The 25,821-nt window shown below is 45.5% G+C and carries 23 protein-coding genes; 9 read left to right on the top strand and 14 right to left on the bottom strand.

Translation table 11 applies throughout. The features are described from left to right. Positions 1 to 25: 25 nt before the first annotated feature. The 6 genes from ACX0G7_RS11125 to ACX0G7_RS11100 form a co-directional block, all read right to left on the bottom strand. On the bottom strand, positions 26 to 856 hold the full coding sequence (locus tag ACX0G7_RS11125) for an endonuclease/exonuclease/phosphatase family protein (RefSeq protein ID WP_458923543.1): 831 nt from the start codon (positions 854 to 856) through the stop codon (positions 26 to 28). Between the two features lie 30 nt (positions 857 to 886). Then, on the bottom strand, positions 887 to 2,542 hold the full coding sequence (locus ACX0G7_RS11120) for a RagB/SusD family nutrient uptake outer membrane protein (protein WP_458923542.1): 1,656 nt from the start codon (positions 2,540 to 2,542) through the stop codon (positions 887 to 889). Positions 2,543 to 2,578: 36 nt separating this feature from the next. Next, positions 2,579 to 6,094, bottom strand: coding sequence for a SusC/RagA family TonB-linked outer membrane protein (locus tag ACX0G7_RS11115; RefSeq protein WP_458923541.1), 3,516 nt, complete (start codon positions 6,092 to 6,094; stop codon positions 2,579 to 2,581). A 1-nt stretch (position 6,095) separates the two neighbouring features. Continuing rightward, the gene (locus ACX0G7_RS11110; protein ID WP_458923540.1) at positions 6,096 to 7,139 is read right to left on the bottom strand and encodes a FecR family protein; all 1,044 of its coding nucleotides are present in this window, start codon (positions 7,137 to 7,139) and stop codon (positions 6,096 to 6,098) included. Between the two features lie 306 nt (positions 7,140 to 7,445). Continuing rightward, entirely contained in the window at positions 7,446 to 8,078 is a 633-nt protein-coding gene (locus ACX0G7_RS11105) for an RNA polymerase sigma factor (protein WP_458923539.1), read from the bottom strand. Between the two features lie 230 nt (positions 8,079 to 8,308). Then, entirely contained in the window at positions 8,309 to 9,325 is a 1,017-nt protein-coding gene (locus ACX0G7_RS11100) for an aspartate-semialdehyde dehydrogenase (RefSeq protein WP_458923538.1), read from the bottom strand. A 281-nt stretch (positions 9,326 to 9,606) separates the two neighbouring features. Between ACX0G7_RS11100 and ACX0G7_RS11095 the strand changes: the two genes are divergently transcribed. Then, on the top strand, positions 9,607 to 11,343 hold the full coding sequence (locus ACX0G7_RS11095) for a lamin tail domain-containing protein (RefSeq protein ID WP_458923537.1): 1,737 nt from the start codon (positions 9,607 to 9,609) through the stop codon (positions 11,341 to 11,343). 138 nt (positions 11,344 to 11,481) lie between these two features. Here ACX0G7_RS11095 and ACX0G7_RS11090 read toward each other — a convergent pair whose 3' ends face one another. Next, on the bottom strand, positions 11,482 to 12,408 hold the full coding sequence (locus tag ACX0G7_RS11090) for a PfkB family carbohydrate kinase (RefSeq protein ID WP_458923536.1): 927 nt from the start codon (positions 12,406 to 12,408) through the stop codon (positions 11,482 to 11,484). A 148-nt stretch (positions 12,409 to 12,556) separates the two neighbouring features. Between ACX0G7_RS11090 and ACX0G7_RS11085 the strand changes: the two genes are divergently transcribed. Beyond that, positions 12,557 to 13,153, top strand: coding sequence for a TetR/AcrR family transcriptional regulator (locus ACX0G7_RS11085; RefSeq protein ID WP_458923535.1), 597 nt, complete (start codon positions 12,557 to 12,559; stop codon positions 13,151 to 13,153). Between the two features lie 15 nt (positions 13,154 to 13,168). Then, positions 13,169 to 14,308, top strand: coding sequence for a 2Fe-2S iron-sulfur cluster-binding protein (locus tag ACX0G7_RS11080; protein ID WP_458923534.1), 1,140 nt, complete (start codon positions 13,169 to 13,171; stop codon positions 14,306 to 14,308). A 128-nt stretch (positions 14,309 to 14,436) separates the two neighbouring features. Here the strand turns inward: ACX0G7_RS11080 and ACX0G7_RS11075 are convergent, their stop codons facing one another. The 5 genes from ACX0G7_RS11075 to ACX0G7_RS11055 all read right to left on the bottom strand — a co-directional run bounded on the left by ACX0G7_RS11075 (position 14,437) and on the right by ACX0G7_RS11055 (position 18,365). Beyond that, entirely contained in the window at positions 14,437 to 14,817 is a 381-nt protein-coding gene (locus tag ACX0G7_RS11075; RefSeq protein WP_458923533.1) for a hypothetical protein, read from the bottom strand. Further along, positions 14,814 to 15,437 (bottom strand): hypothetical protein, encoded by a 624-nt coding sequence (locus tag ACX0G7_RS11070; protein WP_458923532.1) that lies wholly within the window; start codon positions 15,435 to 15,437, stop codon positions 14,814 to 14,816. Before ACX0G7_RS11070 ends, ACX0G7_RS11075 begins: the two co-directional genes overlap by 4 nt. A 94-nt stretch (positions 15,438 to 15,531) precedes the next feature. After that, entirely contained in the window at positions 15,532 to 16,017 is a 486-nt protein-coding gene (locus ACX0G7_RS11065) for a GNAT family N-acetyltransferase (protein WP_458923531.1), read from the bottom strand. A gap of 11 nt (positions 16,018 to 16,028) precedes the next feature. After that, on the bottom strand, positions 16,029 to 17,192 hold the full coding sequence (locus ACX0G7_RS11060; RefSeq protein WP_458923530.1) for a DmpA family aminopeptidase: 1,164 nt from the start codon (positions 17,190 to 17,192) through the stop codon (positions 16,029 to 16,031). A 342-nt stretch (positions 17,193 to 17,534) separates the two neighbouring features. Continuing rightward, positions 17,535 to 18,365, bottom strand: a complete 831-nt coding sequence (locus tag ACX0G7_RS11055) for a hypothetical protein (RefSeq protein WP_458923529.1) — start codon at positions 18,363 to 18,365, stop codon at positions 17,535 to 17,537. Positions 18,366 to 18,509: 144 nt separating this feature from the next. Here ACX0G7_RS11055 and paaA point away from each other — a divergent pair, with 144 nt between their 5' ends. The 6 genes from paaA to obgE all read left to right on the top strand — a co-directional run bounded on the left by paaA (position 18,510) and on the right by obgE (position 22,886). Further along, positions 18,510 to 19,442 carry a 1,2-phenylacetyl-CoA epoxidase subunit PaaA gene (gene paaA / locus ACX0G7_RS11050; protein ID WP_458923528.1) on the top strand — a complete coding sequence of 311 codons (933 nt, stop codon included), beginning with the start codon at positions 18,510 to 18,512 and terminating at the stop codon, positions 19,440 to 19,442. A gap of 8 nt (positions 19,443 to 19,450) precedes the next feature. Beyond that, complete coding sequence (paaB, locus tag ACX0G7_RS11045; protein ID WP_458923527.1) at positions 19,451 to 19,738, top strand: 1,2-phenylacetyl-CoA epoxidase subunit PaaB; 288 nt, start codon at positions 19,451 to 19,453, stop codon at positions 19,736 to 19,738. Position 19,739: 1 nt separating this feature from the next. Then, entirely contained in the window at positions 19,740 to 20,498 is a 759-nt protein-coding gene (paaC, locus tag ACX0G7_RS11040; RefSeq protein ID WP_458923526.1) for a 1,2-phenylacetyl-CoA epoxidase subunit PaaC, read from the top strand. Positions 20,499 to 20,517: 19 nt separating this feature from the next. Then, positions 20,518 to 21,009, top strand: coding sequence for a 1,2-phenylacetyl-CoA epoxidase subunit PaaD (gene paaD, locus ACX0G7_RS11035; protein WP_458923525.1), 492 nt, complete (start codon positions 20,518 to 20,520; stop codon positions 21,007 to 21,009). A 50-nt stretch (positions 21,010 to 21,059) separates the two neighbouring features. Beyond that, positions 21,060 to 21,812, top strand: a complete 753-nt coding sequence (locus ACX0G7_RS11030; protein ID WP_458923524.1) for an enoyl-CoA hydratase-related protein — start codon at positions 21,060 to 21,062, stop codon at positions 21,810 to 21,812. 81 nt (positions 21,813 to 21,893) lie between these two features. Then, positions 21,894 to 22,886 carry a GTPase ObgE gene (gene obgE, locus ACX0G7_RS11025; RefSeq protein WP_458923523.1) on the top strand — a complete coding sequence of 331 codons (993 nt, stop codon included), beginning with the start codon at positions 21,894 to 21,896 and terminating at the stop codon, positions 22,884 to 22,886. Positions 22,887 to 22,967: 81 nt separating this feature from the next. On the opposite strand, the gene ACX0G7_RS11020 is transcribed toward obgE, so the two are convergent. Next, complete coding sequence (locus ACX0G7_RS11020; protein WP_458923522.1) at positions 22,968 to 23,738, bottom strand: enoyl-CoA hydratase/isomerase family protein; 771 nt, start codon at positions 23,736 to 23,738, stop codon at positions 22,968 to 22,970. Between the two features lie 26 nt (positions 23,739 to 23,764). Further along, complete coding sequence (paaZ, locus tag ACX0G7_RS11015; RefSeq protein WP_458923521.1) at positions 23,765 to 25,813, bottom strand: phenylacetic acid degradation bifunctional protein PaaZ; 2,049 nt, start codon at positions 25,811 to 25,813, stop codon at positions 23,765 to 23,767. Positions 25,814 to 25,821 lie beyond the last annotated feature (8 nt).

Genomic DNA, 25,821 nt, shown 5'->3' with positions numbered 1-25,821 from the left:
GGCCTTGTTTTGTTTTTAGAAACGATCAAAACTTCAGCCTCAACCTTACGCTAACCGGTAAGTGATCCGAAGCATACGTCTCATTGACCACCTCATGTTTTTCTACTTCGAACTTTGAAGCTGGGGTGTAACCTATAAAATCGATTGTTTTGTTTGGATTAAGTACCGGGATGGTGAAGGCGCAGGTTGCACAGGTCCGGGTAAACACTTCATCGAAAATATTGATCACCTCAGTGCCCGTAGCAGCATTAAGGTCGCCGGCAATAATCACAGGCATTTTGCTATCCTTCAGGATATTATTGATTTCCCGTATCTGAAGCAAACGGTTTTGCGGATTCGACTGAGCATCCAGGTGAGTGCAGGCAAACAACAGATCCCTGCCATCTTTTCCTTTAATGGTGACGGTTGCAAGAATCCTGGGCTCACCTTTTGAGGTTTCAACGGTGGGCAGTTTGTACTGCCTGAAGTCACTCACAGGAAGTTTGCTTAGTACACCGACTCCATATTCTCCTCCGTCGTGATCGATAGCCTTAAAAAAATAAGCTTTCATCCCGGTTTTTTCACCGAGTAGTTTTGCCTGGTCAATTCCCCCGCTTCTTTTGGTTCTTACATCCACCTCCTGCAAGGCGACAAGATCGGGATTCAGCTTCCTGATAACTCCGGCGATGGTATCAACATCGATAAGTGTTCCTGCTGTTGGCGGATTACAGTGGTGAATATTATAACTAAGCACATTTAATGTTGCCGGTAAAGATGTGGCAATGCCACCAGGACCGGGATTCTCATTATTGATTTTCGGACTGCATGCAAAGATGCCGGCAATCATTAACAGCACAAGTCCCGATACAAATTTCATTCGTTACAGATTATAGTGTAGCTAATGTATTTACCAGCCAGGGTTTTGGGGAAGAAGGTTTTCGTTACGCTGATACTGGACAAGCGGCACCGGCCACAGATAGTGTTTTGGTTCTACAAAGGTCCTGTTTGTGTTAAAGATCAGGAAACCGTTTGCATCAGCCGGGCGGCCGGCAATTTCGGATGGAACCCGGGCGAGTGATTTTTTCATACCTTTTACATCAGCCGCAAGCAGTGAACCTTGTTTCCAACGCATCAGGTCGAACCATCGCTGTCCTTCCAATGCAAGTTCGATCCTTCTTTCGCGACGGATCTCGTCTCTCAGGTTCATACCGTTTGCAGTTATATCTGCAATCACCATCGGAACCATCCCTACCCGCTCACGAATCTTATTAATGGAGTTATTGATATCAGTCTGTGTAAGTTTTCCCTGCTCAAACCTGGCCTCGGCCCAGGTCAGCAGCACCTCTGCAAATCGGATGAGGATAATATCATTTTCATCTTTGCTTACCACTCCTACTGTTGACAGTTCACAGTACTTGGTAAAGTAGTAACCTGTAACGGTTACCGCACCTTTTTTATCGCTGGTGAACTTTGGCCAGTTATAAATATCATTAGGCGTATTATCCGCATCACCATCATCCAGGCCTTTCCAGGCACTGCCGGGTGAAAGTACAGTTTGAATCATACGGGGATCCCTGTTTTTGAAGATGTCTGCATAGGTTAGCTCACTATACAATGGCGATTTGTTAATCGGCAGTCCATCTTTACAGAGATAAGCGTCAACGAGCGATTTGGTAGGGTTCCAGCGAATCTCCTGGTCCGGCACCTGTATCTCCCGGCTCAGGTTGTGCATAGACACTTCGGGTACATGCACCCTGGCAAGAATCGTTTCTTTATTAGTCCCGTTTTTACTTTGTTCTCCTTTATAAGTAAAGAGTTCGTAGTAGCTGGTGGCTTTGTTGCCGTTACTATACAGGCTGTAGATGTTCATATCCATTACAGCTTTGGCGGCAGCTTCAGCTACATCGAATTTGTTATGTTGCAACGCTACCCTGGCTTTGAATGCAAGTGCCGCTCCTTTTGTGATACGGCCGTAATCAGCTGCACCATAACTGGCAGGAAGCCTGGCAGCACAAGAGTCAAGTTCAGCTAACATGAAGTCCACCACCTCACTACGAGGCTTGCGTTTTCCGTAAAGTTCTTCATCCTGGGGGGTTAATGTTTTAGTTAACAACGGAACGTCACCATAAAACGAAGTGAGCAGGTAATACAGATACGCGCGGACGAATCTTACTTCTCCTGCATAACGTTCTTTTTCGGCTGCAGGCACTTCAACGCCCCTGTTGTAGTTTTCGAGGAAGTGATTGCAGCGGCGGATACCATCATATGCGTTGGTCCATTCTGCGTTCACGCTGCCCAGGTCGGATCCATAGTTACCCGTTGAGATACGTTGGAAATCGGTAGTTGTGGGCCAGGTAGTATTGTCTCCAAGGTTCTCAAAATCAACATTGGTTTTTGCTTTAAGATAAGCATAGGTTCCGTTTGCAGCGAGTTTCAACTGTTCGGAAGTTTCCCAATAATTCTCATCCGAAATTGCATCGAGCGGATAACGGTCGAGGAAATCTTTTTTACAGGCGCTGAAAAAAAGAGATCCGGCAGCGAGAATATATATTATGCGTTTCATGTTTATCAGTTTATTTAATGGTCTTTACATTGAATGTTATCTGAAATTTACATTGAGTCCGAATGTGAAGATTTTCAACTGCGGGTAAAGCCCACCGTTAGTTAGTGGTGTTTCCGGATCATAAGCATAGAAGAAGTTCGTAACCGTGAACAGGTTGTCTGCTGATGCATAGAAACGCAAACGTTGTATCCTTAATTTGGTTGTAAGCGAGGTTGGAAGTGTATAGCCGAGCTGAATATTTTTGAGACGGAGATAAGCACCATCTTCAAGCCAGTATGATGAGAAACGCTGGTTATGTGACTGCTGGTACGTCAACCTTGGATAAGAACCCCCGGGATTTTCTTTGGTCCACCGGTCAAGATGAACTTTCTGCGGGTTTGTTGATTCATTGATAAATGCATGACGTGCAGGTCCGAGAATATAGCCATTCGACTTCAGTACACCTTGCAGAAAAAATGCAAAGTCAAACCCTTTATAATTAGCAGTACCACGGAAACCGTAAGTGTAGCGCGGGTATGGATTACCAATAACCTGGCGGTCATTATCCAGCGTGATCACCCCATCCGGTTTACCGTCTGGTCCGCTGAGATCCTTGTAGATGATATCTCCGGGTCCGAGAAAGTTTCTATCAGCTACGAGTACCGGGAACTTTGGTGTGTATTTATTCGTAGCCGGATCAAACGTATAATCCTCTACCTGTGATATACGATCCGCCACCAGTCCATAGAAAGCATCTATCGGCTGACCGACCATTCTGACCTGGTCGCCAATTACCGGTGCAACGCCGGCCAGGTTGGTGATTTCGTTTTTCACGTCAGAAATATTGAACCGCAAAGAGTAATCTACTTTACCAACATTGTCTTTCCAGTTTACTGCAAGCTCCCAGCCTTTATTTTTTACGGAGATGAGGTTCTGTTGTGGCTCACTAACACCGAGTACATCAGGAAGTGGAATAGTAGCAAGAATATCCCTGGTATTTTTTATAAAATAGTCAGCGTTGATCTCCAGCTTATTTTTGAGGAAAGTGAGGTCAACACCGATATTGGACATCTCGTGGGTTTCCCAGAAAAGATCAGGGTTAGCGGCTACCGTTTGGGCATATGCGCTGGTTAACACACCTCCTATCGGCATGGTACCAACACTTGACATAAGAGAGAGGTATGGGTAGTAGTTGGAACCAAGATTTTCGTTACCCAGCTTGCCATAGGACCCACGGATTTTTGCACTTGATAATGTGTTGCGTGACCAATCCATGAATTTTTCTTCGGAAAGCAACCAGCCCGCAGAAAACGATGGAAAACCTTTCCAGCGATTTTGTTCCGCAAACCTTGAGGTAGCATCAAGGCGGTAATTTACTTCCAGCAGGTATTTGCTGGCGAACGCATAATTGAAACGTCCGAAAGTAGATCTGATCGCCCGGTGATACGCGCTTGAACTGTTCGTCTGGATGCCGGCGCCGATATTTAAGGTCGGCAGATCTTCAGATATGATGCCCTGCCTGTTACCGCCAAAAAAATCACCCCTCAGCCATTCCTGGGAGTAACCGAGCAGCACCTTGACATCATGTTTGCCAAACTTTTTTGCATAATCACCCTGGAAGAACAGGTTTTGATTCCGTGTTTTATAATCATTTAATGCAACGTTGTTCACCGGGTTGCTTGTATACCAGAGGAGGTTGTTCTCGGGGTAATAGTAACGTATGGTATTGTTCTGTTCGTTTCTAAGCGAATTGTCAATGATCATTCCGTACTGGGCCTTAACCGACAGGCCTTCCACGATCCGGATGGTTGCATTCACATTTCCACTGAACTGTTGTGACTGGAAACGATTCTGCCCTCCAAGGCTGGCGATGGCGATCGGGTTCTGTGATCCGCCGCCGTAACCCCATCCACCGGAGGTGAAACGCACCGGCACAAGTGGTGATATCTGGTGCGCACTATATATTACTCCCCCGTCCCTTGCCGTTCCCTGTGCAGGTTCAGAATCGAAACGGTCTATATAACTGACGTTACCATCAATGGTTACACGGTCGATAATTTCAGTATTCATACGCAAACGCACATTATGCCGGTGTGCCTTGAATGCGTCACCCGTGATGAAGCCGTTGTCCTTCAAATAACCATATGACAAAAAGTAACCCGACTTTCCACTACCTCCGTTTACACTAATGTTATGATTCTGTAACGAGCCCGAACTCTTATACATTTCTTCCACCCAGTTGGTGTTGGCAAAGTAATTGGGATCCGAACCGTCAATAGCCTTCTGTAGTTGCTCATCGGTATAGGTCGGTGTTTTGCCAACATTTCGCTGCGACTCATTGAGCAGGCGGATATAATCTGCGGAACTCAGGAACTCCGCTTTAGCGGTTGGCTTCTGGATACCATAGTAATAGTTATAAGCCACCGATGGTTTGCTGTCTGATTTACCTTTCTTGGTGGTTACCAGCATAACACCATTGGCAGCCCTGGCTCCATATATGGAAGCGGAAGCAGCATCCTTCAGGACAGTGATTGTTTCGATATCGCCCGGATTGATGTGATTCAGGTCTCCCGGTCCGGCCATTGGCACTCCATCAATCACCAGCAACAGTTCTGAATTTCCAAGTGTTGAGATCCCGCGAATACGCATGTTTGCGCCGGTTCCACCGGGACGCGGACTGGCAGCAATACTCGTCAGGCCCGGGATCAAACCCTGGATGGCACTCGATACGGAAGTAACGGGCCTCGATTCCAGGACTGAACCGTCAAGGGTGGCAACCGCCCCGGTAAGGTTGGCTTTTTTCTGTGTTCCATAACCCACGATAACCACTTCTTCCAGCGCTTTGTTGGCTTCCTCCATTACAACGTCGATGCTTATGCGCTCGTTGATGGGTTCCTCACGGGTTTTATAGTCAACATAACTGAATACAAGTATGCCTTTCATGTCCGGGACATTCAGGCTGAATTTGCCATCGTTATCTGTAGTGGTCCCGACTTCGGTGCCTTTCACAGTCACGGATACCCCGGAAAGCGGCAGGCTGTTCCTCGAGGTAACAATGCCGGAGATCTGCTGTTGACGAATCGCTTCAAGCCTGCGCTCACGGCGGCTCATGGACAACAGGCCGAGATCAACCCCGGTTGATTTTACTGACCTGGCAGTTTCAGCCAACGGCGATTCGGACACCGTTTTTGCCTGGGACGTTTGTTTCGGTTCATCCCGGAAGGAAATTGCAAACTGCTTGTCAGAGATTTGCTTAAGATGGAGATTATAAGACTTCAGCAATTTTTCAAGACGGTAAGCGAAACGGGTACCCGAGAAATCCTCTTTACCTGCATTCACTTTAATATCCAACACCTCGGAACGGCAGACAAAACTTACATCATGCCTTTTCTCAATATTTTCAAGCAAGTCACCGAGGGAAAGATTGTTTACAGTGACAGGACTTCGCTGGTAAAGATCTGTCCCAACGCGGTTATACGCCAGGGCATCCTGTGAAAACACCGGAGAGTTGATAAGACACAGCATCGCTACTACAATGCATGGCGGTTTCGGAATAGAAAATCGGGCCTTCATATTATTCCTCTTTGATTTTAGATTTTGAAGTGAATTTGAGTATGCTGTCCTGTTTTACTATCTGTATGTCAAGTACGAAAGCAAGCGCTTCCAAAAATGTTTTTTCATCGTTGACCGGTAGTGTCCCTGAGATCTGGCTTTCCCGTAGTGCGGGTTCAGTTATCTCAACCTTGTAGCCATAGATATCCTGTATAAGCTGTGCGATTTCACGCATTGGCATCTTGTCCAGCTTTACCTTTTTCTCCTTCCATGTTGAATAAAGGCCGGCATCAACTTTCCTTTTGACCAGCTTCTTATCGGCCTCTGAATATTGTATGAAATCGCCGGGCTGCAGTGTTACTGATACCGGGTCGTCTTTTACACCAATCTTTATCTGGCCGGTGTTCAAAGAAACATTTGTAACCGAGCGATAACTTTTGACATTGAATGCCGTACCCAACACCTCCACCTGGAGATCGCCGCTATACACAACGAATTGTCGCGGATGACCAGGCGTGTTTTCTATGTGCGTAACATTAAAGAACACTTCACCCTTCATCCATACCTCTCTCTTCACCGACTTCGGAAGTGATGATGAATAGCTAACGGATGAATTTTCATTCATGGTGATCGTTGAACTGTCCGGCAATTGCAGGGTCTTAATTTCACCCGGCCCGGTCACAAATTCAACCATCACCGGGGCGCGGTTATCAAGAATTCTGTAAGTAAAGAGGGCTGCGACCGCAATGATTGCGGCAGCCATGATGGCAGGCCAGCGGGATCGTTTCGGCTTCCTCGTGCTGAGCACAATCTCCTGTTGAGATATATGCCGGAGATTTCTTTCGAGGGATTGCTGTACCGTCGAACTTTCCGGGAGGGAAATGTTGAATTGGAGGTTAAGAATAAATGCCGCCGCCTCGTCAACCACAGCCTGTTGACGCGGATTTTCAGCTAACCACTTGAGCCAGGCCGGATCAGACATTCGATCCGGAGATTTGACCCATCGCTGAAATTCTTCATCAGCAACAAAATCATCAACTGTAAAATTCAGGTAACGCTGGTTCACAGATACAGGAGTCTGAACCCGACGATTTTACCCCACGGAGAAGAAAACTTTTTTTATTTCACGAAATTTGGAAGAGCAGAGTCACGATTAGGGATCACTGAAAGAGACAAAAGCTGGTTGAACGGAAATTGTAAACAAAAACAAATGCTGATCACCCGAGATTGAAAAGGAAAAGTATCCCACAAAATTAAAAGATGACAAATGCTTATAATCCGAGACTGATAAAAAGACAAATACTTATCACCGCAAATTGAAAAGAAGGCGAATGCTCGTTTACCGGAAATTGAAAAGAAGACGAATGCTCGTTTACCGGAAATTAAGAAGAAAGCAAATGCTGATCACCGATAGCAAAGTGGAGGCTAGCTTCAATTTGTAAGCCTCGCGAAGTTCTGTAATGGCCCTAGCAACCAACTTATAAGTTGCTTTGGTAGAGATGCCAAATAGTAAAGCAATCTCCTCGTAGGAAAGATTTGCATAAAACTTCAGGAAGATCGCCTCCTTCTGATGAGCGGTGAGTTTTTCAAGCGCCTGTGCCAGGTTTACTTTTTGCTCATACATATGATCGGCGTTGATCATGACCTGGTCAACCGAAACCTCGAGCTCAAAATTTTCCGTATCAAACTCATTGCCGTTGTATTTGGTGTTGCGGGCGTTGTGGATGCCCTTAAGCAACTGGTTGCGGAAAGATACCAGGAGATAACCTTTTAGTTCCCTGACTGACTTGAGTTTCTGTCTTTGGAACCAAAACTTTGTAAAAATTTCCTGGATAGAGTCTTCTATCAGCTGTTCATCACCGGTAAATTTTCTTCCATAATTAAACAAACGCGGATACCAGCTGGTATAAATGATGGAGTAAGCATTTTTGTTTCCGGCCTTGCAGGCTTCCCATATCCCCGGTTCTATCTGAAAACAATCGTCCATGCGGTTTCGGAATATCATGCCGCAAAACTAAATTTTCAGTTACAGCAGGCATGTTAAGTTTTGATTACTTAAAGTAATGGAAAATACATGGAAATAAAAAGCCGGGCAATGCATTACTGCAACTGCCCGGCAAATATTAATTGCCCGATCAAACATATCAGGTATACATACCTGTGATACATATGTTGGAATATGCCTGATCAATGATCAGGTAGCATTTTTACATCATATGTAATGTGCCGCTGATCTTATAATAAGTTCTTTTGCAGCAGATACTCCGCTATCTGTACAGCATTGGTGGCTGCTCCCTTCCGAAGGTTATCGCTCACGATCCACATATTGAGGGTGTTTGGCTGTGACTCATCACGACGTAATCTTCCTACAAATACATCATCTTTTTCATGAGCATCCTTAGGCATCGGGTATTGGGCCTGTGAAGGATCATCGACCAGCTTAACGCCGGGGGCACCGCTTAACAGGTTCCGCACCTCGGTCAGTTCAAAATCTTTTTCAAATTCCACGTTCACAGATTCACTGTGTCCACCCATCACGGGTATACGAACTGTAGTAGCGGTTACGAGGATGGAATCATCACGCATGATTTTTTTTGTTTCATGAACCATCTTCATTTCTTCCTTGGTATAACCGTTTTCCAGGAACACATCGATCTGGGGAATAACGTTCATATCAATTTCATATTTGTAAGCCATTGGAAATTCATCGGTACTTCCTTTCACGGTCTTATTGCGTTCACCCATCATCTGGTCAACGGCTTTTTTGCCCGTGCCGGTTACACTCTGATAAGTGGAAACAACTATACGCTTGATCTTATATTGATGATGGAGCGGGTTAAGCGCAACAACCATTTGAATAGTTGAACAGTTAGGATTCGCAATGATCTTGTCTGATGCAGTAAGTGCATCAGCGTTGATTTCGGGAACCACCAGTTTTTTTGTTGGATCCATTCTCCATGCAGATGAATTATCAATTACGGTGATACCTGCAGCAGCAAATTTTGGAGCCCACTCCAGTGAAGTAGAACCACCTGCTGAAAAGATCGCAACATCGGGTTTGGCAAGGATACCATCATCCATACTCACCACCTTATATTGTTTGCCCTTGTATTCCACCTGTTTTCCAACTGAACGTTCGGAAGCAACGGGAATAATTTCAGCGACAGGAAAATTACGTTCAGCAAGAACCTGTAACATTTTGGTACCTACCAGCCCGGTGGCACCTACAACGGCAACTTTTAATTGTTTCATGATTTTTTTAAGTATTAAATATTGATTTGTCTTTGATTCGTTGATTTTGTTTTTATATGATTTTTTTCAGTTCTGGCCAGGTGTTAAAAACAAGAAAGCCTCCCCGGGGGAAGGCTTTATGAATATGCTGGTATCAGAACACGTTCAACCTTCCCCGTTGGAGGACTGCTTCTTTATGTTCTTAATATTTTTTACCGTGATTTTCACCTGAGTTCCAAAAATAACCACCATCGGGGTACTTCCCAAATTTTTAACTTGATTTATTTCCAAAATATGAATGAATGATAAAAATGCTGATACGGGTGGTCCTGTTTTTTTCGATCTATGGCCTGCCATACACTGCTCAATCCCAAAGCCAGCCGTCGTTCAAACACGCGGTGGTAATAACTGAACTATACCCTGATCCGGATGCTAAGTCGGCCATCCCGCAGTCTGAATTCATTGAACTTAAGAACATTTCCCGGTCAGGTATCAATCTTAAAGGGTGGAAGATCACTGATGGGTCAACCAGCGCGACCATCACCACCAGCCTTGAACTGAAACCTGATAGCTTCCTGGTGGTTTGTCCCCAGTCGGCCGTGATCACTTTCAAAGCCTTTGGTTCTGCGTTAGGACTCACAGGGTTTCCTTCATTGAACAATGATGAGGACCAGGTGAGCGTATATGACCCGGCAGGCAACCTGGTGCATCATGTGCATTATGAAGAGTCCTGGTATCACAATGATGTGAAAAAGGAAGGTGGCTGGACGCTGGAAATCATGGACCCGCTGAATTTTTGTTCCGGGTTATCTAACTGGAGAGCCAGTGAACATAGCAACGGCGGCACACCCGGATCTACTAACTCAGTAAACAGATCAAACCCTGACCAGCAACCACCTGCAGTGTTGAAGAGCTATGCAATGGACAGCGTGACTATGTTAGTGTTCTTTGATGAACCTTTGGATAGTATTGCAGCGGTCAACATCATGAATTACCGTTTTAATATGACTAAACACATTGTCCAGGCGGCAGTGCCGGTTGGTCCTTCTTTTAACTCAGTTAAACTTATTATGAAAGCTGCCATGAAGCCGGGCGAGGTTGATGAATTAACCATCACCAGCTTAACTGACTGTGCCGGGAACACGGTTGGCTCAGTAAACAAAGTAAAATGTGGTATATCAACAGCACCGGAAAAAAATGATGTTGTTATAAACGAATTGTTGTTTGATCCCGCCCCCGGAGGCTATGATTATGTCGAGCTTTATAACAGAAGCACAAAGGTGATTGATCTTAGGGAGATACTGCTTGGATCGCGATCAGCCACTGGTACCTTAATAAACATGATTAGTGTTGTTAAAGATGAACGGATGCTTTTTCCGGGTGAATACGTTGTTGTAACAGAAAACGCTCTTTGGATGAGGCAACATTATATGGTTAAGATCGGAGCTGCCATTTCAACGATCCCGGATCTTCCTTCAATGCCGGATGACAAGGGCAACCTGGCTGTTATAGATAGACGCGGGTTGGTAATTGATGAGATCAGTTATTCCGACAAGTGGCATTTTGCATTATTAAATAACAGGGAAGGCATTGCGCTCGAAAGAATTGATCATGCAATGCCAACCAATGAAAAAACGAACTGGACGTCAGCAGCTTCGGCGGCGGGGTTTGGCACACCTGGTTACCAAAACAGCCAGTTTCGTGCGGATTTGCAGGCTACCGGGAACCTGGTGACAGAACCAAAAATATTTTCGCCTGACAATGATGGGTTCCAGGACCATACTGCGTTCCAATACGAGATGGCAGAACCTGGCTACATGGGTTCCATTACCATTTACGACGCATCCGGGAGGCCGGTAAGATACCTGGTGAAAAGTCAATTACTTGGAATGAAAGGAGCGTATAATTGGGATGGACTGGATGAAAACCTCAAGAAGCTACCAGTCGGGGTCTATGTTGTTTTGATGGAATTCTTCAACCTTAAGGGCCAGGTAAAAAGGATCAGACAAACGATAACACTGGCGAGGAAACTTCAATGACACATATAAACAATAAAGCAGCCTGAAATTTTCAAAGCTGCTTTATCGTTTATTCGGGAGTAATACGACTTTTCTTCACCTGACAATGCACCGGGCCAGGCTCAAGGCGCTTCAGTCAGGTATAATCCGAGGCACCTCTCAGGTTGTCAGTTCAATATCAAAATTTACAAGATTCACAAATTGCTGGATCCTGTTATCGATATCCTCTTTTGTGATTTCCCGGAGCCGGTTCGGACCAAATTTTTCAACGCAATATGAAGCCATGGCGGAACCTACGATGATTGCCGTCTTCATATTCTCAAACGATATATCTTTTGTGCGGGCGATATGTCCTATAAATCCACCTGCAAAAGTATCACCTGCTCCTGTTGGATCGAATACATCTTCCAATGGAAGTGCCGGGGCAAAAAACACCTGGTCCTTATGAAACAGCAGGGCGCCATGTTCTCCTTTTTTAATGATAAGATATTTTGGTCCCATCTTCATGATTTCCTTTGCAGCTTTCACGAGGGAAAACTGGGCACTTAACTGCCTGGCTTCGCTGTCATTGATCATCAGCACATCAACCATGCCGAGCACTTCTTCAAGCTGAGGCATAGCAATCTCCATCCAGAAGTTCATGGTGTCCATAACGATGAGCTTTGGTCTCACCTTTAGTTGCTGTATAACTTTCTTTTGAATGGTAGGGTCCAGGTTTCCAAGCATAAGGAATTCGGCCCCCTGGTAGGAATCAGGAACAACAGGATTAAAATCAGCCAGAACATTCAGGTCGGTGATAAGCGTATCCCGGCTATTCATATCGAGGTGATATTTACCGCTCCAGAAAAAGGATTTTTTGTCCGGAACCAGTTCTACACCCTCAAGTTCAACACCACGTGATTTCAGTTCTTCCAATTCGTCTTTTGGAAAGTCGAAACCAATAATAGATATCTGCTGGATCGGTTTTACAAAATTGCTCGCGGCATAAGCCACATAGGTGGCAGATCCCCCGACAATCTGGTCGGTTTTACCAAATGGTGTTTCAATAGCATCAAAAGCCATCGTGCCTACAACGATCAATGACATAGTGTGTTTTTAAATTATATAAACTGATTTTCAAAATCGTGCAAACCTACATGAAAATAGCCAGAGATCAGCCATGATATCAGGCCCGTTTGATTGCGTTTCTCAAAAACGACTAACGAATGTTAGTATATTACTATATTTGTCAGCCATGTCGAAAATCAAGAGCAATAAAAACGGAACCCGTAAGGATGTGATCATATCCAAGGCGGCCCGGCTGTTCAGGGAAAAAGGGTATAGCGCGAGTTCTATGCGTGATCTCGCCGAAGAAGTGGGCGTTGAAGCGGCAAGTTTATATAATCACATCAATTCGAAATCCGAAATACTTCAGGAGATCTGTTTCAAGGTTGCCAATAAGTTTATGTCTCATATAGAGGCAATAGACAACAGTCCCATAGACTCTATAGCCAAAATCGAAGCCGTGCTTCGATTTCATGTTCAGCAGATGATCCATCATTATGAAGAAGTTTATGTAAGTGACAGGGAATGGAAACACCTGGTTGACCCCTATATGTCTAATTACCAGAATCAACGCAGAACATATCGCCAGCGGATGGCGCAGATGATCGAACATGGAATTCAAAAAGGTGAGATCAAAAATATTGATGCTCCAACGGCCGTGCTGATAATGCTGCATGCAGTCAGCGGCATTGAATCATGGCACCGAAGCAAAAAAAAGATCAGCGGTGAACTACTGGAAGAAAATATGCTCATGATATTGATCGATGGGCTCAGGAGTAATAAATAGTTGTTTGTAAAAATCATGTCCATTCATTTTCATAAGCTGGCCGTTGTGGATGTCAGGAGGGAAACACCGGATTGTATATCGGTTGCCTTTGAATTGCCGGATGAATTAAAACCATTGTTTCATTATGAGCCCGGTCAGAACGTCACCGTAAGATCATCAATAAACAACGAGGAAGTGCGGCGATCTTATTCTATCTGTAGTGCTGCGCATGAAAACGAGCTGCGTATAGCAGTGAAAGAATCTACGGGCGGGATTTTCTCAACCTGGGCGAACCGCGAATTAATTAAAGGGAATTTCCTGGATGTGTTGCCACCAACGGGCCGGTTCATCGTTCATCCTGATATCAAAAACAAAAAGAGATACCTGGCGATTGCAGCCGGAAGTGGGATAACGCCAATACTTTCAATAATCAGTTCTGTACTTCACAGCGAGCCATTAAGTTCATTCACGCTGGTTTACGGAAACCGGAACCGCAACTCGATCATTTTCCGGGATCAGCTCGATGCACTGAAAAACAGGTATATGGAACGGTTTGCCCTGCATCATATACTGAGCCGCGAAATAACAGATGCAGAAATTTATAGTGGACGGATAACCGCCCTGAAGTGTGAGGAAATGAGCGCTGGTCTCATCGATTTTCAACTGATGGATGAGATCTTTTTATGCGGTCCGGAAGCAATGATCTTTGAAATTAAAGACTGGCTGCTGGCCCGGAAAATTGCATCCAATAAAATTCACTATGAGTTATTTACTACCCCAGTTACTGCGGTGAGGGATATGCCGCAAGGTACTGGCATTGCTGCTTCAACAACGGCTGTCGGAATTCCATCCGGCAACCTTCAAAGTCACAAGAATGTGGATTCGAAAGCGCTGATTAGCGATGTCACCGTAAAACTGGACGGTATCAATTTTCAATTTATGTTACCCTTCGAAGGCAAAACAATTCTTGAGGCAGCACTTGAACAGGGAGCAGATCTACCCTACTCGTGTAAAGGCGGAGTATGCAGCACCTGCAGGGCGAAGCTGGTCGAGGGGCAGGTAGCGATGGATCTGAATTATGCGCTGGAACCCGAAGAGGTTGAAGATGGATTTATTCTTTGTTGTCAATCTCATCCCACGACAGGAAAAGTGGTTGTCGATTTCGATAAACGCTAGTAGTAATTGTCGGTTAACATCAATAAAGGGCCTGAGAAAGTGAGTGAGAACCGCCTTGATCAGATGCGCTTACGGAGCGACTGAGTCACGTTCTGTATGATAAGCTGGTGCTGAAGCTTCTGGTATGGCTAGTGGTTAGGCTTTGGGTTACGGAATGAAATGTATCCAAATAACACTGCGAAGATCCCATAGACGATCGTTATGATCCAAAGATAATTTAGGCCTTCACTTTTAATCGCGAGTCTGCCTACGGCAGGTACGGCGAGCAGAAAATGCGAATAGTTTCCAAGAGCAACGGGCTTACTGTAAATTCCGCCGATCAGGTTGCCTTTGGCCATCCAGTTTAGCATGGCGAAACCAAAATTTGCAGCGCCAAGGAATTGAATCAGAAGGGTTGCCTCAACCGGCAGACCCAGGTATACACCCACTTCTTCAGGAACAAATGTTAACAGGAGCCCGGTAGCGCCAAAAATAACGGCACTCGAAATCATCAGTAGTTTCGTATTCATTTAACGCATTTAAAATCTGACCAGAGTTTATCAAGGGATCTCCAGACAGCATCGGTAAGTGGGTTTGGGGATATTTCATGAAATACAAAAGTTTTATCCTGCCCATCACAAAACTTGTGATGAACAACGCAATTCATGATGATCGGCTTCTGTTGCATGTAATCGATCATCCAGATTGTTCCTGAAAATGTTGAAACATCTCCTGTAGCTGTTTGAATCCTGCGTACCGATACCTTAGTGGGTGTTACCAGGGCAGCGGGAATTTTTCTGGGCTCCACATTGCTGCCGACCAGGCCATCGTAATACATTGCCAGGTTTCGTTCAATATCTTGTTCATTGATTGTCGCTTTGCCATCGAGGTACCATAAAAAAGCATAGGACCAATACTCATTGCTTGTTGAATCTCCCCAGCCTTTGGTGAAACGCACATCTTCTACCCCTTTATATTTTATGCCAGGTGCGAATTCAATAGGTATCAGGAATCTTTCGATCTCCCATCCATCCGTGGCCAATGAATATGGGGCCTGCCAGTTGTGGCCGTCAAAACGGGACTTTGCGTCCTGCGCAAACAAATGAGCACAAGAAAGAAACATGCAAACCAGGACGATCGTCTTAGACATATATTTTATTAAGGAAAAGCAATTTAGTGATAAAGCAATCAACGGCGACACTCACGCAGGAAGTTTAGCATTATGCATGGTTGTATAGACAGCATTAATCATCGCCTGCAATCGGCAAACGCATCTCAATCATATGTTTTGAGAATCCAATTTTTTCATAGGCCCTGATTGCGGCAGAGTTCGGGTAATAAACTTCGAGTCTCAGCTCATTGATATTTTTTGACAGCGCCCATTTTTGCAAATCCGCCACAATTCTTTTGTTTATGCCCTGTCCACGGTATTCTTCAACAACAAACATAAAACCTAAGTAAGCATGATACCTATGTTGTAAAAATGCTTCAGATTTCTCGATCCTTGCATAACCGGAAGCTATCAATTTTCCATCAATTTCAGCGACGAGTAACTGTGAATCGTCTGAATGGATAAGTCGCGGAAGATCGTAATAATGTATGTTGCCTTGTTTTAAGGTTGGATCAAATGGACGTTCAGCGGCAATAACGCCTTGTTCAAAAATATACAACTGGTCAATGTCGCTCTCTCTTGCTTCCCTTATGATGATGTTATTATTCTCAATTTTCATAGCTTTTCAGACTATCGATTATATTTTTTCATCACTTCCTGCAAACGCTTGTGTGGAATGGCAAAATATTTATTGCCATTAATACCTTCCATATCCTCGGCAGCCACCAGAGCGTTGATAATCGCTTCTTCAGTAGCCTCAACGGTTGCTTTGAAAACAGGATCCAGCTCCCACTTCGTAAGAACGAGCCAAGACTCCTTCATGTAGTCGCTGGTGTATTTCGGAGCGGAAGTACTTAGCGCCAGGACGATATCGCCTGATCCATTATGAGTGTAAGTCCCTGTTCTTGCTATGCCCATTGAAACTCTTTTTGCAACCAGTTTCAATTGACCTGGCAATAGCGGCGCATTTGTTGCAACGATGACTATAATAGACCCATCCTTTCTCCTCGCTTCGTTCAGAATTGCCTTTTTCTCCTGTATTTCCCTGCCCACAGGTATGCCTGCAATGGTCAGCTCGTCTCTCCCGCCGAAATTTGCCTGTACAAAAACGCCGAGTATGTAGTGGTTCGAGTCAATCGAAAACACTCTTGATGAAGTTCCGCTTCCACCTTTGAAACCATAACATGCCATACCCGTTCCTCCGCCGACATTACCTTCCAATACTCGCCCGCCGGTAGCGCTGTCAAGCGCCTGCCAGACATCTTCCTTCTTTACGTGAAAACCATTGATATCGTTTAGCATCCCATCCCAGGTTTCAGCGACTACGGGCAATCCAAATGAAAAATCTACGTCTCCACCTTTTGAAAACTTTTTAAACGACCAGGCTCCTATGGCGTCACGGACTATACCCACGCTATTGGTATTTGTAATACCGATCGGGCCTGAACCCATGCCATAATCTTCTATATATGGAAGGCCCGTCATCTCGCCATCTCCATTCAATGAAAACCATGCCGCTGGATAATTGCTGCCGGACCGGCCGACGGGCAATATAACGGTTACACCTGTGCGGACCGGACCTTCCCCGTATTTCAATTTACCATTGCCTCTTATGAGTGTCTTATATCCAATTTCAAGAGAAGGGACATCAGTGATCGCATTCAGTTTGCCCGGAGTTCCGTCAAAAGGTATACCGAGATCTCTCGCCCTGTTTTTGTTTTTCGACTGGGCATTCGACCAGTTCGTTACCATGCAGAAAAGAACCAATCCGAGAACTCCTACTAATTTTTGCATAGGCCATGCTGTTACGTTATTTTACTGTATTTTTTTGTCCATTAAGCAAGGTATAGAAGGCCTGCGAAGCTTCCGAAGTCATCGGGAGCGCCTACCGGTTTTTTGAGTTATGTTTTCGAGATAAGCCTGGAACAACATATTATTTATTTGTTCCGAGCTATAGAACTTATTTGTCCTTAAGCAACTGAAGACAGTTTCAATATACCGATTTTCTCAATTCGTGATGGCCTTCTCTTTGGGATGAGGAGAACGGATTTGGTTACTTCCGTAAAAAAGGAAAAGCTTAATGAACATCTTCATTAAGCTGCACTCATATTCGATAGATCATCTATAACTGCGGTATTATTTCCGGTTTAAACTATAAGAAAAATCATGGTCCCCCACCATCAGGCCTCCCTTTGGGTCCATGATATAGATTATATTTTCATCTGTCTGTAAAAGATCAAAAGTATTTCCATTATTTAAGTCAAGGCTATAAATAATATTGTTTGCCTTGTCAGTTTTCAGCTTCCATTTTCCATTTCTTGATTCAGCGCTGCCAATCCGGTAGGTACCAGCACTCGCACCGGGTCCGTCCTTATACATCGTGATCTTCCACTTTTTCTTATAACACTCGGGACGGGTTTTACCAATCATCAATTCCTCGATTCCGCGGCAAGGCGTTCTTCCAATAAAAACAACCGAGTCTTCAAAATGACTTTTAAACGGTCTCAGATTAACTTCCCGCGTAGAAATTTTGTCCACCGCATTTAGCGTGTAACTCCACCCACCGTTCCCGACCATCATGCTTCCATTTTTCTCGAGCAAGTGAATAATGTTGGCATTCAACACCAGCATTACCAGGGATTTTGATCCGTATGTCAGTGTTAACCGTTCATTGTTCACCACAGTCGTACCGTTTAGTGCTACCTCTTTTTCATCAATAAAACCATTTGTATTAGGCTTACTGATTCCATACTTACATTTCAGTCCGAACTGGTTGTTATCTATGATCACGAGGTTCCAGCGGATGAAGTCTACCGAGTCTGCCTGGCTGATGCCAAGGAAATTCCTTACGGCTGGTCCGGCGGGCGTGCTGGCCGTATAATGTACTTCGTTTGCCTGGCCTGTATGACCGGTGATAATCGCGACACTGCCGGAAATAAGCATGATTATCAGAAGCAGCACTTGCATATTGTTGTTTTATACAATTTAGCAGCAGTTATTGGGCACGGAAAATAATCTTGACAACCTGCTGCTTTTTCTTGATGATGTAATACTAACACTCGTTAGTATTCCGGGGGAAAATTTGCTATCTTTAAGGCAAAACTACTACAGATGCCTGCCGAATTCCAAGAGAATTTTGACACCAAGCTGGAACAGGAGATTCGTATCGAGCCGAAAGACTGGATGCCGGAGGCATACCGGAAAACGTTGATCAGGCAGATCAGCCAGCACGCCCACAGTGAGATTGTCGGTATGCTGCCAGAGGGAAACTGGATCACGAGGGCCCCGACTTTGAAACGGAAGGCAACCCTTATAGCAAAGGTGCAGGATGAGGCGGGGCATGGCTTATATCTGTATGCTGCTGCCGAAACCCTTGGCATTTCGAGAGATGAGATGATCAGCCAACTGCATTCCGGCAAAGCAAAATATTCTTCAATTTTCAATTACCCGACCCTCACCTGGGCTGATATTGGTGCGATTGGCTGGCTGGTTGATGGCGCTGCCATCATGAACCAGGTTCCGCTTTGCCGTGCTTCTTACGGCCCTTATGCCCGGGCGATGGTCCGCATTTGTAAAGAGGAAAGTTTTCACCAGAGACAAGGCTTTGAGATCCTTCTTAAATTAAGCCAGGGCAATAAAGAACAAAAGGAAATGTGCCAGGACGCCATAGACCGATGGTGGTGGCCCTCCTTGATGATGTTCGGACCGAGTGATACAGATTCGCCGAACTCAGCGCAGAGCATGAAATGGAAAATCAAAAGATTAAGCAACGACGAACTAAGGCAAAAATTTGTTGATGTTTGTGCGGAGCAGGTTAAACTGCTTAACATGCAGCTTCCGGATGCTCACCTGAAATGGAACGAGGAGAAGGGTCATTATGATTTTGGAAAAATTAACTGGAACGAATTTTACGAGGTCCTGAACGGAAACGGACCATGCAATAAAGAAAGAATGGCCGCCAGGGTGAAAGCGCATGAAGATGGCGCCTGGGTGCGCGAGGCGGCACAGGCTTATGCACTTAAGAAAAAGGGACAGCTTATATAACAAAGTCTATGCAACAACAAGATTGGCCATTATGGGAGGTATTTATCCGAAGCAGGCAGGGTCTCGATCATAAACATGTCGGAAGCCTGCACGCTGCCGATGCACAAATGGCTATTGAGAACGCCCGTGATGTTTACACCAGGAGAATGGAAGGAGTCAGCATCTGGGTTGTTGAATCAAAAAATATCCATGCTTCAAGTCCGGATGAATCCGAAAGCCTTTTTGAACCGGCAAACGATAAAGTGTACAGGCATCCTACTTTTTATGATCTCCCAGACGAGTTAAAACACATGTAGCATGCATCAGGAAAATCCGTTGATTTTATATACGCTACACCTGGCAGACAATGCGCTGATACTGGGCCACCGGAATAGTGAATGGACTGGTCACGGCCCCATTCTCGAACAGGATATCGCCATAAGCAACATAGCCCTCGACCTGATCGGGCAGGCAAGAAATTTTTATCAATATGCTGCAGAACTTAAGGGCGGGGGCTCAACAGAAGACTCGCTGGCATACCTGCGTGATTCAAGGGAATTTATGAACTGCCTGCTGGTTGAGCAACCTAATAGCGACTGGGCATTTACCATCACGAGACAATTTGTCTTTAGTACTTATCAATATTACCTTTATCAAGACCTGGTTAAAAGTAGTGATGCAAGACTCTCTGCTATCGCGGAAAAATCTTTAAAAGAAGTAACCTATCACCTGCGTTGGAGCAGTGAATGGATGGTGCGCCTTGGTGATGGTACACCAGAAAGTAATCAAAGGATGCAAAAGGCTGTGACACAGCTCTGGTCATACACGGGTGAGTTAGTCAGGGGAGCCGACTATGAGATCAGCCTCGCCATCGAGGGAATTGCCATTGATCCGGTATCTATAAAAACGATGTTTGATGATAAGGTGACAGCTATACTTGAAGAAGCACGGTTGATTGCTCCAACAGGCCATTGGATGCAGTGGGGAGGTAAAAGCGGGATACATTCAGAGCAGCTTGGTTATCTTCTTGCTGAAATGCAATTTTTGCAACGGGCTTATCCCGGCGCTGAATGGTGATCAATAAAGAAACATCTGCATGACAGAAGAAATTAACCATATATGGAACCTGCTTGCCGAGGTAAATGATCCGGAACTGCCCGTATTGTCGATAGTTGACCTGGCAATTGTGCGGGATGTGAAGCAAAGGGATGGCAAGTTTGAAATTGTTATCACGCCCACTTATTCCGGATGCCCGGCCATGGATGTGATAGTTATGGAGATAAGAGCAGCATTGCTGACTAATGGGATATCCAATTTTGAAATAACAACAATACTATCACCTGCATGGACAACAGACTGGATGAGCGAAGAAGGCAAGCTTAAGCTGAAGTCATATGGTATAGCTCCGCCTATGCCCGGTCAGTCCGTTTGCGATTCCCGCATGTTTCATGCGGAAGAAGCCATACAATGTCCGCAATGCAATTCTTATAATACCAGGATGATAAGCCAGTTTGGTTCCACCGCCTGCAAATCACTATACCAGTGCAACAATTGCCAGGAACCCTTCGACTACTTCAAATGTCACTAGTCGTTAACCGGCTTTTAATTAAATCAGATCGCTATCACTAAAAAAAAGTTATGTCATCAACCTTATTCGAAATTAACAATCATGTTGCCAGTATCAGTTTCAATCGGCCCGATAAATTGAATGCTTTTAACCGCGAGATGGCGCTGGAGTTCCAATCCCGGCTTGATTCCTGCGCTCATGATGCTTCCATAAAAGTTGTTATGATAACAGGCATTGGTCGGGCCTTTAGTGCGGGCCAGGATCTTTCTGAAATCTGCAATGCTGAAAATCCCGGTATAGGAAGAATTTTGTCTGAGCTCTATAACCCGATCGTTCACAAAATCACTTCGTTGAATAAACCAGTGGTGGCGGCGATTAATGGTATCGCGGCAGGTGCAGGTGCCAATATTGCACTTAGTTGTGATATCGTTGTGGCTGCAAAGTCAGCAGCTTTTATCCAGGCTTTTTCGAAGATCGGGCTGATCCCTGACAGTGGTGGCACCTATTTTCTTCCCCGTTTGGTCGGTTGGCAGAAAGCAAGCGCGCTGATGATGTTAAGTGATAAAGTAACGGCTGCTGAGGCCATGCAAATGGGTATGATTTACAAATATTTCGAAGATGATGTTTTTGACGATTCAGCCAGGGAAATCTGTACCAGGCTTAGTGACATGCCGGCTACCGGTCTTGCATACACGAAACGTGCGCTGCAGACATCATTTCAAAACAGTTTGAATAAGCAACTGATTGAGGAAGATGAATTACAGCAACAGGCTGCAGGATCTCCCGAATTTGCGCAAAGGATAAGGGCATTTGTTAAAAAATAGAGTCCGTTCAGCCCCATACCTCAAAATGGCGTGTATGCTTAACAGATACGACCGGAAGTAAATGCTATCTTTGCCGCTCAAATGGAAAAATCGAATTTTGTAGATCAGATCAGGGTATTTTGCCGCTCGGGGCATGGCGGTGCCGGAAGCAAACACTTCATGCGCACGAAGTTTAACCCCGAGGCCGGTCCGGACGGCGGCGATGGTGGCCGTGGTGGACATATCATTCTAAGAGGAAATAAAAACCTGTGGACACTCCTTCACCTGCGCTATTTCAAAAATGTGCTTGCGGAAAACGGCGAAGGCGGTTCGGGAAACAACTCGACCGGCAGAAGCGGTAAGGATGTTATCATTGAAGTTCCTTTAGGAACTATCGCCCGGGATGAGGAATCCGGACTTGTAGAAGGCGAAATCCTCACGGACGGCCAGGAGATCGTATGGATAAAAGGCGGTAGAGGTGGTCTTGGCAATGCCAGGTTCGCCACGGCTACCAACCAGGCACCGGAATATGCCCAGCCAGGCGAAGCGGGAAGTGAAGGATGGAAGGTGCTTGAATTAAAGGTGCTCGCCGATGTAGGACTGGTAGGTTTTCCGAATGCAGGCAAATCAACTTTGCTTTCAGTAGTTACTGCTGCCAAACCAAAAGTTGCAGATTATGCCTTCACTACCCTGGTTCCAAACCTGGGTATGGTGGAGTACAGGGATGGAAAGTCATTCTGTATCGCAGATCTTCCGGGCATAATCGAGGGTGCCGCAGAAGGAAAGGGACTTGGTCACCGGTTCCTAAGGCATATCGAGAGAAACTCAATACTGCTTTTCCTGATACCCGCTGATGCCAGTGATCATCGCAAGGAATTTGAGATCCTCCTGAGTGAGCTGGAACAATACAACCCGGAACTGTTGCACAAACAATTTCTCATTGCAGTAAGCAAATCCGACATGCTTGATGATGAACTGAAAGAAGCTGTCGCAAAAGAACTACCTGCAAATGTTCCGCATATATTCATCTCTGCTGTAACGGGCAAAGGCCTGACTGAGCTCAAAGATGCGCTGTGGAAAACGTTGAATGACTAAGCTATGAACAATGTTTACTTCAGCTAAACTTGCACAAAGTTGACCAGTTTTTCAGAAGCTCAACCAAGCATTGATTAACAACTAAGCTTTCACCAATTTGGCCAGTTCCTGCCTTGAAAATTCGCTGAGGATCAGCCGACCGCTGATGGCAGCTTTCTCCGCGAGATAGGTATCCCAGTGTTCGCAACCTCGCCAGAACGCAAGCTTCAGTTCGCGAACAGCCGCAGGGCTGGCATGAGTGAGCGCATTGGTTAATCGCGATATAGATTCATCCATCCCGCTTACGGATTCATGTACCTCTGCATACAAGCCCTTGCGTTTGGCCCAATCGGCATTGCGCCACATCGTTGAATCGATGGCCAGGTGGCTGAAGGCAGAGAAGCCAATGCGTTTTTCTATGACGGGTCCAACCACAAACGGACCGATCCCTATTGACAATTCACTCAATTTGATATCAGCTCCTTCTACCCCTATTGCATAATCAGCTGCGGCAACGAGACCAACGCCGCCGCCGACGGCCTTTCCATGAACCCTTGCTATAATGAACTTCGGACAGGTACGCATGGCATTGATCACTCCCGCAAACCCGCTGAAAAATTTCTGACCCTGTTCCAGAGTAGTGATGGTACTGAGTTCTTTAAATGAGGCGCCTGAGCAGAAAGTGGAACTGCCACCGGAGCATAATACGATCACTCTTGTATCCGTTTCGTTACCCGCCCCATGAATGGCGTGAGCAATTTCCTGTAATAACCTCGAAGGAAGCGAGTTACCCGAGGGATGGTAGAATTCGATAGTCGTTATATTGCCATGCGTTTCGGTTTTTACATAACCGCCAAGAATTTCATTGAGCATACTTGAACTTTTGAATGTTAAGGTAGTTAAGAGCTTTGTTTTTTGGCAACCATCGTAAGTATTGTTGCAATGGCAATCATTTCATTGGTTTCATCGGTAACTTCCACCAGCCATTTCACGATCCCTTTCGGAACCTCGCTTTCTTCCTTAATATCCTGCGGAAGTTTTTCTTTACAGGTTAACTTCACACCTATTGTTGTACCCGCATAAACAGGTTTCAGAAATCTGCATTCTTCAACTCCGTAGTTGAGCAACACCGGTCCCTTCTTCGCATCTACAAAAAGCCCTGCCGCTGCGCTGAGAATGAAGTAGCCGTGCGCCACCGGTTTCTCAAATATAGTACCGCCAAGCGAGGTATGATCTGTGTGGGCATAGAAATGGTCCCAGCTGATGTTTGCAAAATTCACTATATCCGCTTCTGTTATCGTTCTCTTATGAGTTATAACACTGTCACCCACTTTTAGTTCTTCATAGTACTTACGGAACGGATGTTTTTCATCCTGGGTGAATGCAGCTCCTGCCTGGTAAACATTGGTGATGGCAGTAATTGATGATGGTGATCCCTGCAAGGCCAGTCGTTGCATATAATGATGTATCCCTCTTATACCTCCCATCTCTTCACCGCCACCTGCCCTGCCCGGCCCGCCATGTACCAGCATTGGCAATGGTGACCCATGGCCGGTACTTTCCGCAGCACAGTCGCGATTCAGGATCAGGATCCTTCCATGCCAGGCTCCCGCCCCCATCACAAACTCCTTTGCAATCTTATTATCGGCTGTTACCATACTACAAACGAGCGAGCCTTTCCCTTTTCGCGCCAGCAAAATAGCATCTTCAGTGGTTTTATAAGGCATGATGGTACTTACCGGTCCAAAAGCCTCCACCTCATGTGGTTCGCTCACCTTGAAGGGGGATTCGCTCATGAGCAAAAGCGGACTCATAAAGGCCCCTTTTACCGCATCGGCATCCAACACTTCTACTTCATCAAGCGAACCGTAGATTATCTGTGACGAAGCCAGTAATTTTTGAACCTGTCCCCGCACTTCCTCACGCTGACCCATACCCGCTAATGCCCCCATCCGGACTTTTTCATTCAACGGGTTGCCGATTACCGTTTGATCCAGCACCTTCGTCATGTCTTTCCAGACTGCATCCATCAGGTTCTCCGGACAAAAGATGCGGCGGATAGCGGTGCATTTCTGCCCTGCCTTGACCGTCATTTCTTTCCTGACTTCTTTTATAAAAATATCCCATTCAGGCATCCCGGGTTCCACATCTTTACCCAGAACAATGCAATTGAGTGAATCGGCTTCCATATTAAAGGGCACATGTCGTGCAAGCATATTGGAATTGCTCTTTAATAACAAACCCGTTTTAGCAGAACCGGTAAATGTTACCACATCCTGTGGACCGGCATGGTCAAGCATGTCGCCCGCACTGCCACAAACCAACTGAATGGCACCCGGAGGAAGTATACCGGATGCTACAATCTCCTTAACAACAGCTGCAGTAAGATAAGAGGTTACCGTGGCCGGCTTAACGATAGCAGGTACGCCTGCCAGTAAGTTTACTGCGATCTTTTCCAGCATACCCCAAACGGGAAAATTAAAGGCGTTGATATGAATAGCTATACCCTCTTTGGGAACCAGCAGGTGCTGCCCCATGAAAGTGCCGTTTTTACTTAAACCGATAATATCTCCATCAGTACAAAAAGGTTCATCAGGAAACTTTTTCCGGAGTGAAGCATACGAAAAGAGGTTGCCTATACCTCCTTCTATATCTATCCAGCTATCCGCACGCGTTGCGCCCGTCATATAACTGGTACGATAGAAAGCAGGAAGATGTTGCTGCAGATGCAGGGCGAGTGCTTTGAGCATACGACCGCGTTCATGAAAGGTCATCTTCCTTAAAGCCGGCCCGCCCGTATTGCGCCCATATTCAAGAATTGACTGGTAATCAAGACCCCTGGTAGTAGCAAACCCAATGATGCTCCCATCCACTGCATGGATCAGCGGTTGGCCCTCGCCATCACCCGATATCCAGTGACCGGAAACATAGTTCTGAAGTTTATTCATAGTGGTAG

The sequence above is a fragment of the Flavitalea antarctica genome (genome assembly GCF_054461535.1).
Note: the sequence above shows the minus strand (reverse complement) of the source record. Positions and strands in the feature narration are given on the sequence as shown.